Consider the following 17,107-nt stretch of genomic DNA (forward strand, 5'->3'; position numbering starts at 1 on the left):
GTGCCACCCCGCGACGGTGATCGCCGCCGGAAGGCGACACGCGGCGACCGCCGACAGGCGGGTGTTTATTCCACCGCATAGAAGAAATCCCATCCCGGCGGTGCGGACTACTGCTACGCTCCGCGCTAGAACGATCACGTTTCGTTCCACCCCGCCCCCGTATCCGAGAGCATCCGGAGAGCGAGTTCCATGGTCGGCCTCGTGGACGGCGCGCAGCCGTCCCTCCCCCCCGCCGACGACCCCGTACCGGAGTCGTGGCGGCAACTGCACGATGTCCGGGCACGAGCCGCCGAGCGGGCCCATGTCGCCACCGGCCTGCGGGACGCGGTCCTGCCCGGGCCGACGAGCTCGAACGACCTCCCCTACGCCGGCATCGCGGTCCGCTCCGTCCCGGCCGGCGACGCCACCGGCCTGGGAGGCGACTGGTACGAGGCGGTTCAGCTGCCGGACGGACGGCTGTTCCTGGCCGTCGGCGACGTGTCCGGCCACGGAGAGCCGGCGATCGACACGATGACCCGCCTGCGACGGGCGCTGCTCGGGCTGAGCATGACAGGGGCCTCCCCGGGTCTGCTGCTCGCCCAGCTCAACGCCCTCGTGCTGGACGGGTTCGCGGACACGACCGCAACGGTGGTCTGCGGCCACTTCGATCCGGCCACGCGCCGGCTCTCCTGGGCGCAGGCCGGTCACCCCGCCCCCATCCTGGTAAGGCGCGGCGCCGCCCGCCAGCTCGCCGCCCCCGCCGGGGTCGTGCTGGGGGCGACGGCGAACCCGCCGTACGGCATGGCGGAGGTCGGGCTCGCCCCCGGCGACCTGCTGCTGATGTTCACCGACGGCCTCGTCGAACGGCGCGACCGCGATATCGGCGAGGGGGTGACACTCGCCGTCCGCGCCGCCGAGGAGGTCGCCACCGAGGAGGTGGCCGCCGACGCCGGAACGGATCCCGGCGCGGACTTCGACACGAGGCTCGACCGGTTCGTCGAGGCGGTCGGCGGGCCCGACCCCGAAGACGACGTGTGCCTGCTGGCCATGCGGCTGACCGACCCCGCGTGACACGGCCGGAGCCGGCCGTTCAGAGGGTTCGGGCGCCCGGCCGGGCGACGAGCCAGATCGACACCGCGACGATCCACAGCAGGCGCAGCTGGTTTGTGGCGAGGAAGACGGCCGATGTGTCCGGCATCAGGATGAGCGGGACGACCGCGAAGGCGGCGACGGCTCCGAGACCGAGCACGATTCGGGGCACCTGGACACCCCGGCGGCGGGCGGCGAGCCCTGCCATCGTCGCCGCCCCGATCGCCACGCCGAGCGCCAGTTGTGCCTCGACCAGTGCGACCAGCCAGCCGCGGTCGAGCAGTGCCACGAGTTCGGGTGGCACGGTCATCGCGGGCGCGGTCCGGCGGGTCAGTGGCACCGCCCAGGCGAACGCGTCGCTGACCAGCGCCCCCGCCAGGAAGAGGACCAGGGCGAGGCCGGTGACGGACGGCCAGATGCCGTCCGGGTCCCACATGCCGACGAGCCTTCGGATGCCTCCGAGGAACACCAGGAGGAGGACGTAGGACAGGGCACCGACGGCCAGCGCGGTCAGGGCGGTGGACGCGGTGGCCGGATCGGCGAGCCAGGCGGTGATCGCACCGGGCGCGTCCGAAGCCGTCACGTCCGGCAGGGTCGCGAAGGTGATGAAGTAGCCGAGCACCACTACGCCTACCAGCCCGGCGATGCCTGTGGTCAGCCGGGCGCCGCGGCCGAGGTCTGTTGAAGTCATGGCGGCAGGGTGCGCGCGGATCAGTCCCGATGTCATGAGCCGGGCAGCGGTGGGCGCCGGGAAATCCTCCCGGTCGGGCCGGGAAGTCAGCCCGTGACGAGCACCGGGGCGACCTGGTGAAATTGTGACGTGGCGGGTCGTGTGCGGTGGTGGGTGGCGGTCGTGTTCGTGCTCGGCGGCGCCCTGACGGCCCTCGCCGTCGCCGACTACGCCCACGCCGGATGGACCGGCGGCCGATGGCGGGTGCCGGCCGAGGCCGTGACCGCGATGAGCTGGCTCACCGCCGGCACGGTGACGGCGTACGCACGACCGAGGATGCCGTTCGGGTGGCTGCTCGCGGCGGGCGGACTGTGCCTGGCGGCGAGCGGAGCCTTGACCGCGCATGCGTCGCTCGCGGCGATCGACGGACGCGTCGCGGAGGCGGCCTGGACCGGCTGGGTGGGCGGTTGGGTGTTCTTCCCCCACCTCGGGGCGGCCGCCGCCGTCTATCTGCTCTTCCCTGCCGGTGACCTGCCGTCGCCCCGGTGGCGGGTCGCGCTTCCGCTTGTCGGCGCGGCCAACGTCGCCGCCGTGCTGGTGACCGCGCTGACCCCCGGTCCGCTCGCGGCCGACGGGCCTCTGGCGTCCGTCGCGAACCCGATCGGCGGCGTCGCGTGGGCGCCCTCGGCACTGCCGTTCGCGGTGGCCGCCATCAACGCCACCTTCCTCAGCTCTGTCTTCGCCATGCGATTACGGCTACGCGGCATCGACGCCCGCCTGCGGCCGACCGTGCGCCTGGTGTTCTGGCTCGCCGTCGTGAACACGGGGATCGGCCTGCTGCTGATCGAGCCGCCAGGCCCCTGGATATACGGGATGGCCGTGCCGAGCACGGTGTGCCTGACGGCCGCCGTCAGTTTCGGCATCGTCCGCGGCGCGTTGTGGGACGTCCGCGCCACGGTCGGACGCGCACTCACCTTCCTGGCGCTCACCGGCTGCGTCGTCGCGGTGTTCGTCGGCGCCGTCACCGCATCGACCATCCTTCTCGGCAACGACGTCACCGGCGTGCCGATCGCGGCTCTGATCGTGTGCATCGGGCTGACCCCCGTGCAGCGGCGGCTACGCGACTGGATCGAACGTCTCCTCTACGGTCGGCGAACCGAGCCGTACGCCGTCCTGTCGGCGTTCGGCACCACCTTGGAAGCGGCCGGCGAACCAGGTGAGGGATTGCGGCACCTCACCGAGTTGGCCGCCGCCAGTCTGCGACTGCCCTGGGTGGCCGTCGAACTGCGGGCGGCCGGTACGACCCCCGTCGCATCCGCCGGCCGACCACAGGGCAGCGTGGTTCGTCTGGCCCTGCGCCATCACGGTGAAGATCTCGGCGCCCTCGTCGTCGGGCTGCGTGCCGGGGAGACGGAGTTCGCCCCGGCCGACCGGCGGCTACTCGAGGATCTCGCGCGGCAGGCCGGAGCTGCCGCCTACGCCAGTTCGTTGACCGCCGCGTTGCGGCGGCATCGGGCGGACCTCGTGGCCGTCCGCGAGCAGGAGCGCCGACGGCTACGCCGGGACCTGCACGACGGAGTCGCCTCCACGCTGACGGCACTCGGACTGAAAACCGAGGTAGCGGCCGAGCTGCTGCCGCACCGACCGGAGCGCGGCGCGGTGTTGATCGCCGAGGTACGCGCCGATCTCGCCACGGCGCTGTCGGACATCCGCCGGGTCATCGAGGACCTCGGTCCGGCGGTGGTGACGGATCTGGGACTGCGCGGCGCGCTCGCGACGCTCGCACGGCGCTTCTCGTCGGACAACATGACGGTGACGGCCGACATCGCACCGGGAGCCGACCGTCTCGATCCCTCGGTCGAAGCCGCCGTGTACTGGATCGTCAACGAGGCCCTGCAGAATGTCGCCAAGCACGCGCAGGCATCACGGTGCGAGGTCACGATGACGGTCGCCGGGACCGATGTGGACCTGAGGATCGCCGACGACGGCCGGGGCGTCCCGCCGGACGCGACGGCCGGCGGCGGAATGCCGAACATGCGGTTGCGCGCCGAGGAGGTCGGCGGTTCCTGGTCCGTCGGCGGCCCCGGTGTCGGAACCGAAGTGCGAGCGACTCTGCCCCTGGCCGTGCCCCTGACGGCAACGGAGGAACGTCTCGATGACTGACCCGATCCGCGTCGTCCTCGTCGACGACCACCCGATGCTCATCGACGGCCTCCGCCTGGCCCTCGACGTCGAAGGCATCTCGGTCGTGGGCGTCGCAGGCACGGCCGCCGAGGCCGCGGCCCTGGTCGGCGAGCAGGCACCCGACGTCGTCGTGATGGATGTGCACCTGCCGGACGGTTCCGGCATTCACGCCCTGCCGCGTCTGCTCGCGCTACAGCCCCGCCTGGGGATCCTCATGCTGACCATGGCCGCCGACGACCACCTCATCGGTGCGGCCATGGCCGCCGGGGCGAGCGGCTACCTCCTCAAGGGAGCCTCGCGTGAGGAGATCGTGCGGGCGATCAGGGCGGTTGCCGACGGTCAGGTCATCTTCGGCTCGTCCGTCGGCCGCCGGGCGGTCGCAGGCCTGAGCTTCGCTCCGCCGTTCCCCCAGCTGACCCAGCGGGAACGTGAGGTCCTCGCACTGGTCGCCGCCGGCCACGACAACCCCGCGATCGCCCGTACCCTGCGCATCTCGGCCAAGACGGCCGCCAACCACGTCTCGGCGATCCTGGTCAAGCTCGGCGCGGCCGACCGCACCCAGGCCGCGCTCATCGCTCTCAAGGCCGGGCTGTGAACCCCGCGACACCTGCGATCGGGACACAATGGGCGGGTGCTGATGCTTCTCGACACCCCGTCGCTCTACTTCCGCGCGTTCTACGGCGTGCCCGAGTCGGTGACCGCTCCCGACGGCATGCCGGTCAACGCGGTGCGGGGGCTCATCGACATGATCGCAACGCTCGTCCGGGACCACTCCCCCACGCGGCTCGCGGCGTGCATGGACGCCGACTGGCGGCCCGCGTTCCGGGTGGCCGCGATCCCGTCGTACAAGGCGCACCGGGTGGCGACCGATGACGGGGCGGAGACCGTGCCCGACGCGCTGACCCCGCAGGTTCCCGTGATCGAGCAGGTCCTGGACGCCGTCGGCATCGCCCGGGTCGGCGTTCCCGGCTACGAGGCCGACGACGTGATCGGCACGCTCACGGCCCGGGCGTCGGGCGCGGTGGACATCGTCACCGGTGACCGGGACCTGTTCCAACTCGTCGACGACGCGAAACCCTGCCGGGCCCTTTACACAGTAAGGGGAATTCGCAACCTTCAGGTGGTCGATGAGGCGTTTGTCGGTCAGAAGTACGGAATCCCGGGCCGGGCGTACGCCGACTTCGCCACGCTGCGCGGCGACCCGAGCGACGGCCTGCCCGGCGTGGCCGGAATCGGCGACAAGACGGCGGCCGCCCTGATCACCCGGTTCGGTTCGCTGGCGGCCCTGCTGGCCGCGCTGGACGCGCCCACGACCGCGGGCGCCGCCGACACACTCCCCCGTGGCGCCCGCGGCAAGCTCGCGGCCGCCCGCGACTACCTGGAGGTCGCCCCGGTCGTGGTCAGGGTGGCGCAGGACGTGCCGGTTCCCGAGCTGGACCTGACCCGCCCGGCCAAGCCGCGCGATCCCGAGCGCCTGGTCGCACTGTCGCAGAGGTACGGCCTGGACAGCCCGCTGAACCGCCTGCTCGCCGTGCTCAGCTGAGCCGCGCCGGCCGCGCTCAGCTCACCGAGGAGTAGGCGACGACGCCGCGGCGCATGGCCTCGATCGCCTTGGCCGCGGTGTCGCCCACCTTGGCGCCGCGCGGAGAGGCGTCCTTGAGCTGGCCGAGCAGGTCGAGCAGTTGCTTGACCCAGCGCACGAAGTCGCCCGCGGCCAGGTCGCAGTCGGTGAGCACGGCGTCGAGGCTGTGGCCCTTGGCCCAGCGGAAGGCCGCCCAGGCGAACCCCAGGTCGGGCTCCCGGATGAACGACAGGCCGTGGTCCCGCTCGATCTCCTCCAGCTCACCCCAGAGCCGGACCATCTCGGCGAGCGCGTCGCGGGCCGCCCCGCCGGGGATCTTCGGGCTGCGCGTGTCGTCCGACTGCCGGGACTCGTACACCAGCGACGACACGCACGCGGCCAGCTCGGCCGGGTCGAGCCCCTCCCACACGCCCGCGCGCAGGCACTCGGAGGTGAGCAGGTCCAGCTCGGTGTAGATCTTGGCCAGGCGCCGGCCCTGCTCGGTGACCGTCTCGCCGTCCAGGTAGCCGAGCTGGTCGAGCACCCCGCAGACCCGGTCGAAGGTCCGCGCGATCACGTGGGACCGGCTCTCGACCCGGCGGCGCAGCCCCTCGGTCTCCCGGAGCAGTTTGTGGTAGCGCTCGGCCCACCGGGCGTGATCCTCGCGCTCGTCGCAGCCGTGGCAGGGATGCCGGCGCAGCTCCCGCCGCAGCCGGGCCACCTCCTCGTCCTCCACCGCGTGGTCCCGGGCCCGTTCGGGCTTGCCGAGGTCACGGTCGCCGATCTTGGCGTGCATGGTGGCGACCAGGTCGGCCCGCTCCTTCGGGGAGCGCGCGTTGAAGTTCTTCGGGATCCTGATCTTCTCGATGGGCTCGACCGGCACCGGGAAGTCCGCCGCCGACAGCCGCTTGACCTGCTTGCCGATGGTCAGCACGAGCGGAGACGGTCCCTCGCCGCGCCCGTTCACCCCGCGCCCGCTCACGCCGCGCGGGTTCACCCCGGGGTCGAGCACCACCGCCAGGCCCGCGCGGCGGCCGCCGGGCACACGGATGACGTCCCCCGGTCGCAGCACCTCCAGGGACTGTACGGCCTGCGCCCGGCGGGCCGCGCCACGCTGCCGCGACAGCTCGGCCTCCCGGTCCGACAGCCGCCTGCGCATCGCCGCGTACTCCTGGAAGTCCCCCAGGTGGCAGGTCATCGCCTCCGCATAGCCCTCGAGCGCCTGCTCGGCCTTGCGGAGCTGCCGGGCCAGCCCGACGACCGCCCGGTCGGCCTGGAACTGGGCGAAGGAGTCCTCCAGCAGCGTCCTGGCGCGGTCGCGGCCGACCTGGCCGACGAGGTTGACGGCCATGTTGTACGACGGCTGGAAGCTGGAGCGCAGCGGGTAGGTCCGGGTGCCGGCGAGACCGGCGACGCCGAGCGGATCCATGCCCGGCTGCCAGATCACCACGGCGTGGCCCTCGACGTCGATGCCGCGCCGCCCGGCCCGGCCGGTGAGCTGGGTGTACTCCCCCGGGGTGAGATCGGCGTGGGTCTCGCCGTTCCACTTGTCGAGCTTCTCGATCACCACGGACCTGGCCGGCATGTTGATGCCGAGCGCCAGCGTCTCGGTGGCGAACACGGCCTTGACCAGGCCCCTGGTGAACAGCTCCTCCACAACCTCCTTGAAGGCCGGGAGCATGCCCGCGTGATGGGCCGCCAGGCCGCGCTCCAGGCAGTCACGCCACTCCAGATAGCCCAGCACGGCGAGGTCCTCGTCGGGCAGGTGCGCGGTGCGCTCGTCGACGACGTGGCGGATCTCCATCCGCTCCCGATCCGTGGTCAGGCGCAGCCCGGCGTAGTTGCACTGCATCACGGCGGCGTCGCAGCCCGCCCGGGAGAAGATGAAGGTGATCGCGGGCAGCAGCCCCTCCGCGTCGAGCTTCTCGATCACGTCCGCGCGGTTGGAGGTGTTCACCCGCCCCGGCCTCGAATAGCCCCGCCTGCCTCGCGTCTGCGCCAGACGGGCCTCGTCCCGGGTGATCCGCATCAGCGCCGGGTTGACCCGCTGGCTGTCGTCGCCCTCGTAGACGAACAGGTCGTACATCCGCTTGCCGACCAGCATGTGCTGCCACAGCGGCACCGGGCGGTGCTCGTCGACGATCACGGTGGTGTCGCCGCGGACCTCGCCGAGCCACTCGCCGAACTCCTCGGCGTTGCTGACCGTCGCGGACAGGGCGACCACGCGGACCGACTCGGGCAGGTGGATGATCACCTCTTCCCAGACCGCCCCCCGGAACCGGTCGGCGAGGTAGTGCACCTCGTCCATCACGACGTAGGCGAGCCCGGCCAGCGTGGGCGAGCCCGCGTACAGCATGTTGCGCAGCACCTCGGTGGTCATGACCACGATCGGCGCCTCGCCGTTGACGCTGTTGTCCCCGGTCAGCAGGCCCACCCGGGCGGCGCCGTACCGGCGGACCAGGTCGTTGTACTTCTGGTTGGACAGCGCCTTGATGGGGGTGGTGTAGAAGCACTTGCTGCCGCGCTGGACGGCGAGGTGGACGGCGAACTCCCCGACAACGGTCTTGCCCGACCCGGTCGGCGCCGCCACCAGCACGCCGTCGCCCGCCTCGAGCGCCCGGCAGGCGTCGAGCTGGAACTCGTCGAGCTCGAATTCGTACAGGCCACGGAACGAGGTGAGGGCGGGCCCGGATTCGGCCTGCTGTTGACGGAATGCGGCGTAGCGTTCCGCAGGCGTACTCATACCGCCAACCCTACCGATAACCGGATTCCGGGCCGTCCCGTCTGGCGGAAAGCTCCTCGTTCAGATCCTTAGGTCTCGGGGTCGGAGGTCGTGACCGGGCCGTCGAGCTCCTCCTCGATCGCGCGGGCATGTGCCGCCTCGGCGGCGTCGCGTTTCCTGTCGCGGAAGAACATGATCGCCTGCGCGACGTAGAACAGCCCGACCATCGGCAGGGCCAGCATCAGCATGCTGATCGGGTCCTGGCTGGGCGTGGCCACCGCCGAGAAGACGAACAGCAGGAAGACGACCATCCGCTGGTGCTTGGCCACGGTGGCGAAGCGCAGCACACCGACCACGTTCAGGAACACCATCAGCAGCGGCATCAGGAACGACACCCCGAAGATCGCCAGCATGCCGAGCGTGAAGTTCAGGTAGTCGTTGATGGTGAGGAGGTTCAGCGTGTCCTCGGGGGCGAAGCCGAGGAGCAGCCCCAGTCCCTTGTCCATGATGAAGTAGGCCAGCGCAGCCCCGGCGGTGAACAGCGGCACCGCCAGTCCGAGGAACGCCACGGTGTAGCGCCGCTCGTTCCGGTACAGCCCCGGGGTGACGAACGCCCACAGCTGGTACAGCCAGAACCCGGCCGACACCACCAGGCCGAACATCAACGCGACCTTCAGGTTCACGAAGAACGAGTCGAACACCCCGTTGACGAACAGCAGGCACTTGTCCTTGTCCAGCTGGTGGGCCTGGGGGAGCCGGCAGTACGGCTGCTTCAGGAACTTCCAGATGGGTTCGAAGAAGACGAACCCGAGGACGGTGCCCGCCACCACGGCCAGGATGGCCTTGATCAACCGGTTGCGGAGCTCGCGGATGTGCTCCATCAGAGTCATCCGCCCGTCATCCGACGCGGAGGGAGTCGACCGCTTCAGCAGAGCCATCACGCTAGTCCTATGTCAAGAGACGGGTGGGAGGCCGGCGAAAGTCGGTGAGAGACTCAGCCGGGGTTCCGCTCGTTCTGCGCCTGCGCGCTGACCGGAGCCTGCGACTCCTTGAGCCGCCGGTTCTCCTCCTCCAGCGTGCGCAACCGCTCCTCGACGGACGGGCCCGCGGGCGGGAGCTGCGCGGCCGCGGCGGGCTCCGTCTTCGCCCGTACGGCGTCGTCGGCCTCCTCGTCGCTGAGCTTGCTGGTCTCCTTCTTGAACATGCGCAGCGACTGCCCCAGCGCCTTGGCGGTGTCGGGCAGCTTCTTCGCGCCGAACAGGAGGACCAGAACCAGGAGGATCAGAATCCATTCCATCGGACCAAGAGTGGGCATGTCATGTCCTTAAAGCGAGGGCCATGCTGTCTCCCCCGATCGTACGCGCAACCCGGGCGGTTCGTCCCCCTCCCGCGGCAGCATGCGCCTCGCCCGGTCCAACTCCGCGCCGAGGCCACGGGCCGCGGCGGTCATCCGTACGGCCAAGACCGCCAGGATGGCGAGCCCGGCGACCGCCAGACCACTTCCGGCGAAGATCCACATCATGCCCACCATGCTAATTGGATGCTATCGGGACGTGATGGGGGCGGTCAGCCGGCCGACATGTAGTTGGCCAGCGCCTCCTCGGCGGTGGCCGCGACCTGGTCGGCCAGGGACGCGGGAGACACCACGCGCCCGCTCTCGCCGAGCCGCAGCGCGAGCCGTACGACCCAGGACTGGTCGCGGGCGCGGAGCGCCACCCGCAGGCGGCCCTCGCCCAGCTCGGCGACCTCCTCACACGGGTAGTACTCGGCGACCCAGCGGCCGGCCGGACTGAGCTCCAGCTCGACGAGTTCGTCGCGGTCGGAGGGCCGGAAGACGCCCTCGGCGACGTCCATCGGCTCGGCCTCGGCCGGCGGATCAGCCGGCACGTCCAGGACCTCGACGTCGATGATCCGGTCGATGCGGAACATCCGCATCGCCTCGGCCCGGTAGCACCAGCCCTCCAGGTAGTGCCGCCCGTCCACCAGCACCACGCGCAGCGGGTCGACCTCGCGCGGAGTGATCTCGTCGCGCCCCGGCACGTAGTAGCGCAGGGACAGCCGCCGGCCGCGCCGGGCCGCGTCCGTGATCACCGCGTGGGCGTCGGGCGCCGCGCCGAGCTCCACGTGCACCTGGCTGCTGACCGTGGCCGCGCCCTCGCCCGCCGCCTGCTCCAGCTTGGCGATCACCCGGCCCAGCACGTCGCGGCCCTGGAACTCCGGCAGTTCGTCGAGCATGCGCAGCGCCACCAGCAGCGCGCTCGCCTCGTCCACGCCCAGCTTCAGCGGGCGGGCGATCGTGTCGGCGTTGTCGATGAGGATCTCGCCGCCGTCCCACGACACGTCGATCAGGTCACCCGGGGTGTGCCCCGGCAGCCCGCACATCCAGACGAGCTGCAGGTCGTCGATGAGCTGCTTCTCCGACAGGCCGAACAGCCGCGCCACCTCGGGGACCTGCGCCCCCGGATGCGACATCAGGTACGGCACGAGCGCCAGCAGCCGCGGCAGCCGGTCGGAACTCATCGCAGTGATTCCTTCCCCTGTGCCTCCTTCACCTGAGCCCCCTTCGACTGGGTCCCCTTCAGCCGGCGGATCACGGCCTCCCGCGCGTCCGGTGGATCGACGACCTTCGCGTGCGGGCCCAGGCTGGCGATCCAGCCCGCCAGCCGCTCGGGTTCGGCGAACATCACCTCGGCCTCGTCCCACCCGTCGGACCCGGTCCGTACGGCTCGGGCGAGGTGCCGCAGGCCCAGGCAGGTGCCCTGCCGTACCAGGACCAGCGCGACCCGCTCGACCGGCCGCTCCTGGTAGCCGACCATCGCCCGCAGATCCACGCCCTCGGGCACGGTGAACGCTCCGGGGCGGCCGACCGTCGCGACGCGGCCGGCGATCCGGCTCAGCCGGAAGACCCGGGAGGCGTCCCGGTCGCGGTCGTGTCCCACGACGTACCACCTCCCGTAGCGGCTCACCACTCCCCAGGGTTCGACGACCCGGGTGAGCACGGCCTCGCTGCCGGCCGAGCGGTAGTCGAAGGTCACCACCCGCCGGTCGCGCACCGCCTCCCACAGTGTGGGGAAGGCCGGGTCGCGGGTGTGCAGCCGCAGCTCCAGCGGGGTTTCCGCGAGGTCGGTGCGCACTCCCCCGGCCCGGAGCTTGAGCAGCGCCCCGCCGGCCGCGTCGGCGAGGCTGGCCCGCTGCCAGACCTGGGCGGCCAGGCCGAGCACGGCGGCCTCGTCCGGCTCCAGGGTGATCTCGGGCAGCTCGTAGGCCTCACGCGGGATCCGATAGCCGGGATCGTCCTCCCACGGGTCCTTGTGCACCTCGAGCGGGATTCCGATCTCGCGCAGCTCGTTCTTGTCGCGCTCGAACATGCGCTGGAAGGCCTCGTCGTTGTCCGGGTCGTAGCCCGGGACGGCATGCCTGATCTGCTCCGCGCTCAGCGGCCGGTGCGTGGCGAGCAGGCAGATCACCAGGTTGAGCAGCCGCTCGGTCTTCCGCCGTGACATAAGGCCTCCTTTCCCAGGCAGAACGCTACCCTTTCCTGGTGATCCGATGGCGCAAAGGCGAGGTGACGGGGGTCCGGCGCGAGTGGCCGGGGGCGGTGGAGCTGGAGGTCGCCACCGAGGACGGCCGCTGCCGGGCGCTGGCCTATCCCGCGCTGGTGGGCCGGCCCGAGACCGGCGACGTCGTGCTGCTCAACACGACCGCGCTCGCCATGGGCCTCGGCACGGGAGGGTACGCCATGGTGGTCGCGGTGCCCGACCGGTTGCCGGCCGATCCCACCGGTCCCGGCCATCTGGTCAAGGCACGCTACACGCCGCTGCAGGCGACCGTGGCGGGCGCGGACGAACAGGAATCGCCGTACCACGAGGCGCTCCGGGATGCGGACTCGGTCGACGGCATGCCGGTCGTGATCGCCGATCTGCACTCGGCGCTGCCCGCGATCCTGTGCGGCCTCTACTCGCATGCGGGCGATGGCGACCGGCCCCGGGTGGCGTACGTGATGCAGGACGGCGGGGCGCTCCCCGCGTGGTTCTCGATGTCGTGCGCTGAGCTGAGGGCGCGCGAATGGCTGTGCGGGGTGATCACCGTCGGGCAGGCGTTCGGCGGCGACCTGGAGGCGGTCACCCTGCACACCGGGCTGCTCGCCGCCCGCCACGTGCTCCGCGCCGACGTGGCCGTGGTGGCGCAGGGCCCGGGCAACCTCGGCACCGGCACCCGCTGGGGCTTCTCCGGCGTGTGCGCCGGAGAAGCGGTGAACGCCGCCGCCGTGCTGTCCGGACGGCCGGTGGCCGCCCTTCGGATCAGCGAGGGCGACCGGCGCGACCGCCACCTAGGGGTGTCACATCACTCGCTCACCGCCTATGGACGCGTGGCGCTGGCCCCGGCCCGGGTCGTGCTGCCCCAGCTGCCGGGTGAGCTGGGCGATCGGGTGCGCGAGCAGGCCGCGCCGCTGGCCGCGCGCCACGAGCTCGTCACCGTGCCCGTCGACGGGCTGCTCGACGCGCTCAAGGCCGCACCGGTCCGGCTGTCCACGATGGGCCGCGGCCTGGAGGAGGACACCGCCTACTTCCTGGCCTCGGCAGCCGCCGGCCACCACGCCGCCGACCTGCTCGCCCAGTGACAGCTGTCGATCAAGCCCGGGTGGCGTTCAAGCGACATCCGGGGTGGCCGGCTCGTGGAAGTCGTGGAAGGTGAACGCCTCGGGGGTCGGGCCCTGGGATCGGAGCAGGTCGAGGCGGTCCATACCCTCCTCAAGCGACGGCGTGTGCCCCTCGGGAACCCACCACATCACCGTGTACGGCTCGGCCACCCGCTGGAACCACTCCCGCCGGCGGCGGAGCACGGGCAGGTGCGGGCTGCGGTAGACGAAGTTCCACAACGCCTCGCGAGACTCCCACACCGAGAAGTTGACCAGCAGATGGTCGCCGTAGTCGTGCCTGACCGTGTCGGTCGGCTGATCACCGCCTTTGAGCCGCCAGACGAACCCGGGTGCGGCGTCGGCGATCGCGTTGATCGGTTCGAGGGCGGCGACGAAGTCGGCCAACTGGGGGGTGTCGAGGGGAGCGATCAGGTGGGCGACGTTCAACTGGGCCAGATGCATGCCTCAAGTCTAAGTCAATTTTCATTGTTTTTAGAAGACTCCTCTTCAGAAGAGCCTCAGGTGAACACGACGCAGCACTCCCCGGGGCGCGGGTCGAGCATCGCGGTCTCCTCCGCGTCCAGCGCGCTGAGCAGGCCCTGACACAGGGCGAGGTTCATCGAGCAGACGAGCAGCGGGCGGTCCTCGGACAACACATGGAAGGGGCAGTTGCGCAGCCGGATGCGCCCGTCCTCCTCGTACGGCTCGTAGCCGCGCCGCGCCAGGACCGCGGACAGAACCGCCGGCAGATCGGTCTCGGGCGGGGCATCGGCGGCCATGCGCTCCCCTGCCCGCCGGGCGGCCGCCTCGGCCTGTTCCTCGCCGCCCAGCCTCTCGACGACCTCGGCCAGGATCAGGGCCATGGTGCGGTAGTCGCGTGGCGGCAGGCTGACCGTGCGCTCGCCGGGCGCCCTCCGGTAGACCTTCGCCGGGCGGCCGCTGCCCGGCCCGGTGCGGTCGGTGAGCCGCCTGAATCCGGCCTCCAGCAGCCCCGCCTCGACCAGCTTGTCGAGGTGGAACGCGGCGAGTGTGCGCCCTATGCCGGTCGCGGCCGCCGCCTCCTCGCGGCCCACGTCGCGCCCCTGCGCGACGACGAAACGGTACAGCGCACGCCGTACGGGATCACCCAGCGCTGTGACGGAGTCGAGGTCGTCCCCGTCACGCTCATCGATCTCCACAGGCGGAGTCTAGGTCCTGCTGCAGGAGGTCACACGCTGCGAGATCGAGATGAACCGGCCGACACGAACCGGCTCAGTGCGTCCTCTATCACGGTCTCCGCGTTCGGACGAGGCTCCCATCCTCGGGTGTCGGCGCTCTTGCCGGGTTCGAGTGCCTTGTAGACCTCGAAGAAGTGGCCGATCTCGTTCAGCACGTGCGGCTGGACATCGGTGATGTCCCGGATATGGGCGAAGCGGTCATCCGTGGCGGGCACGCACAGGATCTTCGCGTCGGGACCCTTCTCGTCGTGCATCCAGAAGACGCCGACCGGTCGTACGGCGATCACGCAGCCGGGGAAGGTCGGCAGCTCGCCCAGCACCATCGCGTCCAGCGGGTCGTCGTCTTCGGCCAGGGTGCACGGCAGGAAGCCGTAGTCGTAGGGATAGGCGGTGGCGGTGAACAGCAGCCGGTCCAGGCGGATCCGCTGCCGTCCGGGATCCATCTCGTACTTGTTGCGTGATCCCCGCGGCGTCTCCACCACCATGTCGAAGCGCACGACACCCCTCCTTCAACGGAGCAAGGCCATCGTCGCCATCGTATGACCACCGCCGCCGGCACGTCCGGCGGCGGTCTTCCGCGCCTCAGAGGAGTCAGGCCGCGCCGAGGACGTCGACGACGAAGACCAGGGTGTCGGTGCCCTTGATCCCGGCGTCCTTGTTGCCGTCCTTGCCGTACCCGAGGTCCGGCGGGATCGTGAGCAGCACGCGGCTGCCGACCGGGACCCCGGCGAGGCCCTGGGACCATCCCTTCACGACCTGGTCGAGGGAGAACGACGCGGGCTCGCCGCGCTTCCAGCTGGAGTCGAACTCCTTGTCGCTGCCCCAGATCTTGCCGACGTAGTGGGCCATGATCGTCTGACCGGCCTCGACCTTGGGCCCGGTGCCCTCGATCACCGTCTTGACGACGAGCTTGTCGGACGGCTTGGCGTCGGTCTTGGTGGTCAGCGTCGGCGCCTTGTCCCCACCCGGGTTCTCCACCTTGACGCCCTTGACACCGGGGTCGACGGCGTTGCCCTCCACGGACTTCCGCACCGCCGACTCCACGTCGATCACCATCACCTGGTTGGTGGTGTCGAAGTCGACCCCCTGCTGCTTGGCCTCCTCGACCTGCTGGGGCGGCAGGACGTCCTTGGCGATGACCGCCAGCGTCCGGCTGCCCGGCTTCGCGCCGACCAGGGCCTCGTGCAGCGGCTTGGGCAGCTGCTGGCTGACGCTGACGAACTCCGCCCTGCCCTGGTCGTAGGCCGAGCCCGCCGACTTGTTCTCCTTGCCGTCCCAGGTATAGACGGTGACGCTCGCGGCGAGCACGTCCCCGTCCTTGGCCGGCGTGCCCTCACCCTCGATGATCCTGCGGGAGACCGAGGTCAGGGCGGGATTTCCGGCCGGGAAGGTGACGTCGGGCTTCTTGCCGACCTTCCCCTCGACCTTGATGCCGTCGGCGGAGGCCACCGGCCCCGACGGCGCCGCGGCACTGGCGGAGGGGCTCGCACCGGCGGTGGTCCGCTGGGCGGTGCCGCAGGCCGCGGCGAGCATCAAGGGTATGACGGTGGCGGCGGCGATTGCCGTACGGCGGCGCATGTGAGATTCCTCGGGACGACAAGTGGGTCCGGGAAACACTACCCGAACCCACCGTCTGCACGACGTAAAAGATCACATTCCTGCGATCAGCTTCTCCACTCGCTCGTCCACGCTGCGGAACGGATCCTTGCACAGCACCGTGCGCTGGGCCTGGTCGTTCAGCTTCAGGTGGACCCAGTCGACGGTGAAGTCGCGCCGTTTCTCCTGCGCCTTGCGGATGAACTCTCCGCGCAGCTTGGCTCTCGTGGTCTGCGGCGGAACCGACTTCGCCTCGAAGATCTTGACGTCGCTCGCCACCCGCTCGACCGCCCCGCGCTTCTGCAGGAGGTAGAACAGACCTCGCTTGCGGTGCACGTCGTGGTAGGCCAGATCGAGCTGCGCGACGCGGGGGGACGACAGCGGCAGATCGTACTTCTGTCTGTAACGTTCAATCATCTGGTACTTGGTGACCCAGTCGATCTCCCGCGAGACGAGGTCGAGATCGCCCGTCTCCACCGCCCTGAGCGTGCGCTCCCACAACTCCAGGACCCGCTTGCTGATCTCGTCGCCGCCGCGTCGCTCGACGAAGTCGGCGGCCTTGGTGAGGTACTCCTGCTGGATCTCCAGTGACGAGGCCTCCCGTCCGTTGGCCAGGCGGACCCGTCGCCGGCCGGTCATGTCGTGGGAGACCTCCCGGATGGCCCTGATCGGGTTCTCCAGGGACAGGTCACGCATCACGACGCCGGCCTCGATCATGCGCAGCACCAGGTCGGTCGCGCCGACCTTGAGCAGCATGGTGCTCTCGCTCATGTTCGAGTCGCCGACGATCACGTGGAGCCGGCGGAACCGCTCGGCGTCGGCGTGCGGCTCGTCCCTCGTGTTGATGATCGGCCGCGATCGGGTGGTCGCCGAGGAGACCCCCTCCCAGATGTGCTCGGCCCGCTGCGACACGCAGTAGACCGCGCCGCGCGGGGTCTGCAGAACCTTTCCGGCGCCGCAGATGATCTGCCGGGTCACCAGGTACGGGATGAGGACGTCGGCCAGCCGGCCGAACTCCCCGTGTCGTCCGACCAGGTAGTTCTCGTGGCAACCATAGGAGTTGCCCGCCGAGTCGGTGTTGTTCTTGAACAGGTAGATGTCCCCTGCGATGCCCTCCTCGCGGAGCCGCTTCTCCGCGTCCACGAGGAGTCCTTCGAGGATGCGCTCACCCGCCTTGTCGTGGGTGACCAACTCCACGACGTTGTCGCACTCCGGGGTGGCGTACTCCGGATGGCTTCCCACGTCGAGGTAGAGGCGCGCACCATTGCGCAGGAAGACGTTGCTCGATCGGCCCCAGGACACCACTCGCCGGAACAGGTACCGCGCCACCTCGTCCGGTGACAGCCTCCGCTGTCCACGGAACGTGCAGGTGACGCCGTACTCGTTCTCCAGCCCGAAGATGCGTCTGTCCATCACCCAACCCTATTCCCCGTTTCGGGGAATCGAACAG

Annotated in this window: 17 protein-coding genes; 5 read left to right on the forward strand and 12 right to left on the reverse strand. The window is 70.7% G+C overall.

Going from position 1 to position 17,107, the window contains the following annotated elements; genetic code table 11:
* Positions 1-201 precede the first annotated feature (201 nt).
* Positions 202-1,050: a PP2C family protein-serine/threonine phosphatase gene (locus Mth01_RS19125; RefSeq protein WP_204017263.1), complete on the forward strand. Its 849-nt coding sequence runs from the start codon at positions 202-204 to the stop codon at positions 1,048-1,050.
* A gap of 19 nt (positions 1,051-1,069) precedes the next feature.
* Here the strand turns inward: Mth01_RS19125 and Mth01_RS19130 are convergent, their stop codons facing one another.
* Positions 1,070-1,759, reverse strand: coding sequence for a hypothetical protein (locus Mth01_RS19130; RefSeq protein ID WP_204017264.1), 690 nt, complete (start codon positions 1,757-1,759; stop codon positions 1,070-1,072).
* A 129-nt stretch (positions 1,760-1,888) separates the two neighbouring features.
* On the opposite strand from Mth01_RS19130, the gene Mth01_RS19135 reads away from it, so the two are divergent.
* Genes Mth01_RS19135 through Mth01_RS19145 form a run of 3 tightly spaced genes read left to right on the forward strand, consistent with a single transcriptional unit; the run spans position 1,889 to position 5,465 of the window.
* Positions 1,889-3,901 carry a sensor histidine kinase gene (locus tag Mth01_RS19135; RefSeq protein WP_204017265.1) on the forward strand — a complete coding sequence of 671 codons (2,013 nt, stop codon included), beginning with the start codon at positions 1,889-1,891 and terminating at the stop codon, positions 3,899-3,901.
* Positions 3,894-4,517 (forward strand): response regulator transcription factor, encoded by a 624-nt coding sequence (locus Mth01_RS19140; RefSeq protein WP_204017266.1) that lies wholly within the window; start codon positions 3,894-3,896, stop codon positions 4,515-4,517. The genes Mth01_RS19135 and Mth01_RS19140 overlap by 8 nt, the downstream gene beginning before the upstream one ends.
* 42 nt (positions 4,518-4,559) lie before the next feature.
* Positions 4,560-5,465, forward strand: a complete 906-nt coding sequence (locus Mth01_RS19145) for a 5'-3' exonuclease (protein WP_204017326.1) — start codon at positions 4,560-4,562, stop codon at positions 5,463-5,465.
* 16 nt (positions 5,466-5,481) lie between these two features.
* Here Mth01_RS19145 and Mth01_RS19150 read toward each other — a convergent pair whose 3' ends face one another.
* The 6 genes from Mth01_RS19150 to Mth01_RS19175 all read right to left on the reverse strand — a co-directional run bounded on the left by Mth01_RS19150 (position 5,482) and on the right by Mth01_RS19175 (position 11,708).
* Positions 5,482-8,226 carry a DEAD/DEAH box helicase gene (locus Mth01_RS19150; protein WP_204017267.1) on the reverse strand — a complete coding sequence of 915 codons (2,745 nt, stop codon included), beginning with the start codon at positions 8,224-8,226 and terminating at the stop codon, positions 5,482-5,484.
* Positions 8,227-8,294: 68 nt separating this feature from the next.
* The gene (gene tatC / locus Mth01_RS19155) at positions 8,295-9,143 is read right to left on the reverse strand and encodes a twin-arginine translocase subunit TatC (protein WP_204017268.1); all 849 of its coding nucleotides are present in this window, start codon (positions 9,141-9,143) and stop codon (positions 8,295-8,297) included.
* 56 nt (positions 9,144-9,199) lie between these two features.
* On the reverse strand, positions 9,200-9,520 hold the full coding sequence (gene tatA / locus Mth01_RS19160; protein WP_204017269.1) for a Sec-independent protein translocase subunit TatA: 321 nt from the start codon (positions 9,518-9,520) through the stop codon (positions 9,200-9,202).
* A gap of 9 nt (positions 9,521-9,529) precedes the next feature.
* The gene (locus Mth01_RS19165; RefSeq protein WP_204017270.1) at positions 9,530-9,727 is read right to left on the reverse strand and encodes a hypothetical protein; all 198 of its coding nucleotides are present in this window, start codon (positions 9,725-9,727) and stop codon (positions 9,530-9,532) included.
* Between the two features lie 44 nt (positions 9,728-9,771).
* Positions 9,772-10,725, reverse strand: coding sequence for a helix-turn-helix transcriptional regulator (locus Mth01_RS19170; protein WP_204017271.1), 954 nt, complete (start codon positions 10,723-10,725; stop codon positions 9,772-9,774).
* Positions 10,722-11,708 carry a helix-turn-helix transcriptional regulator gene (locus Mth01_RS19175; RefSeq protein WP_204017272.1) on the reverse strand — a complete coding sequence of 329 codons (987 nt, stop codon included), beginning with the start codon at positions 11,706-11,708 and terminating at the stop codon, positions 10,722-10,724. The genes Mth01_RS19170 and Mth01_RS19175 overlap by 4 nt, the downstream gene beginning before the upstream one ends.
* A 38-nt stretch (positions 11,709-11,746) precedes the next feature.
* On the opposite strand from Mth01_RS19175, the gene Mth01_RS19180 reads away from it, so the two are divergent.
* Complete coding sequence (locus Mth01_RS19180) at positions 11,747-12,826, forward strand: DUF3866 family protein (RefSeq protein ID WP_204017273.1); 1,080 nt, start codon at positions 11,747-11,749, stop codon at positions 12,824-12,826.
* Positions 12,827-12,853: 27 nt separating this feature from the next.
* On the opposite strand, the gene Mth01_RS19185 is transcribed toward Mth01_RS19180, so the two are convergent.
* The 5 genes from Mth01_RS19185 to pafA all read right to left on the reverse strand — a co-directional run bounded on the left by Mth01_RS19185 (position 12,854) and on the right by pafA (position 17,070).
* Complete coding sequence (locus Mth01_RS19185; RefSeq protein ID WP_204017274.1) at positions 12,854-13,306, reverse strand: DUF3291 domain-containing protein; 453 nt, start codon at positions 13,304-13,306, stop codon at positions 12,854-12,856.
* Between the two features lie 56 nt (positions 13,307-13,362).
* Complete coding sequence (locus tag Mth01_RS19190) at positions 13,363-14,022, reverse strand: helix-turn-helix transcriptional regulator (protein ID WP_239089810.1); 660 nt, start codon at positions 14,020-14,022, stop codon at positions 13,363-13,365.
* Positions 14,023-14,051: 29 nt separating this feature from the next.
* Complete coding sequence (locus Mth01_RS19195) at positions 14,052-14,558, reverse strand: inorganic diphosphatase (RefSeq protein ID WP_204017275.1); 507 nt, start codon at positions 14,556-14,558, stop codon at positions 14,052-14,054.
* A gap of 94 nt (positions 14,559-14,652) precedes the next feature.
* Complete coding sequence (locus tag Mth01_RS19200; protein WP_204017276.1) at positions 14,653-15,639, reverse strand: FKBP-type peptidyl-prolyl cis-trans isomerase; 987 nt, start codon at positions 15,637-15,639, stop codon at positions 14,653-14,655.
* Between the two features lie 72 nt (positions 15,640-15,711).
* Positions 15,712-17,070 carry a Pup--protein ligase gene (gene pafA / locus Mth01_RS19205; protein WP_204017277.1) on the reverse strand — a complete coding sequence of 453 codons (1,359 nt, stop codon included), beginning with the start codon at positions 17,068-17,070 and terminating at the stop codon, positions 15,712-15,714.
* Between the last annotated feature and the right edge of the window lie 37 nt (positions 17,071-17,107).

The organism is Sphaerimonospora thailandensis, assembly GCF_016863115.1.
Classification (GTDB): Bacteria; Actinomycetota; Actinomycetes; order Streptosporangiales; family Streptosporangiaceae; genus Sphaerimonospora; species Sphaerimonospora cavernae.

What these genes read in the sequence shown, in the direction of transcription:
- tatA (WP_204017269.1), bottom strand. Translation starts at nt 9,520, where the DNA reads ATGCCCACTCTTGGTCCGATGGAATGGATTCTGATCCTCCTGGTTCTG.
- Mth01_RS19175 (WP_204017272.1), bottom strand. Translation starts at nt 11,708, where the DNA reads ATGTCACGGCGGAAGACCGAGCGGCTGCTCAACCTGGTGATCTGCCTG.
- Mth01_RS19145 (WP_204017326.1), top strand. Translation starts at nt 4,560, where the DNA reads ATGCTTCTCGACACCCCGTCGCTCTACTTCCGCGCGTTCTACGGCGTG.
- Mth01_RS19170 (WP_204017271.1), bottom strand. Translation starts at nt 10,725, where the DNA reads ATGAGTTCCGACCGGCTGCCGCGGCTGCTGGCGCTCGTGCCGTACCTG.
- Mth01_RS19140 (WP_204017266.1), top strand. Translation starts at nt 3,894, where the DNA reads ATGACTGACCCGATCCGCGTCGTCCTCGTCGACGACCACCCGATGCTC.
- Mth01_RS19130 (WP_204017264.1), bottom strand. Translation starts at nt 1,759, where the DNA reads ATGACTTCAACAGACCTCGGCCGCGGCGCCCGGCTGACCACAGGCATC.
- pafA (WP_204017277.1), bottom strand. Translation starts at nt 17,070, where the DNA reads ATGGACAGACGCATCTTCGGGCTGGAGAACGAGTACGGCGTCACCTGC.
- Mth01_RS19185 (WP_204017274.1), bottom strand. Translation starts at nt 13,306, where the DNA reads ATGCATCTGGCCCAGTTGAACGTCGCCCACCTGATCGCTCCCCTCGAC.
- tatC (WP_204017268.1), bottom strand. Translation starts at nt 9,143, where the DNA reads ATGGCTCTGCTGAAGCGGTCGACTCCCTCCGCGTCGGATGACGGGCGG.
- Mth01_RS19150 (WP_204017267.1), bottom strand. Translation starts at nt 8,226, where the DNA reads ATGAGTACGCCTGCGGAACGCTACGCCGCATTCCGTCAACAGCAGGCC.
- Mth01_RS19165 (WP_204017270.1), bottom strand. Translation starts at nt 9,727, where the DNA reads ATGATGTGGATCTTCGCCGGAAGTGGTCTGGCGGTCGCCGGGCTCGCC.
- Mth01_RS19200 (WP_204017276.1), bottom strand. Translation starts at nt 15,639, where the DNA reads ATGCGCCGCCGTACGGCAATCGCCGCCGCCACCGTCATACCCTTGATG.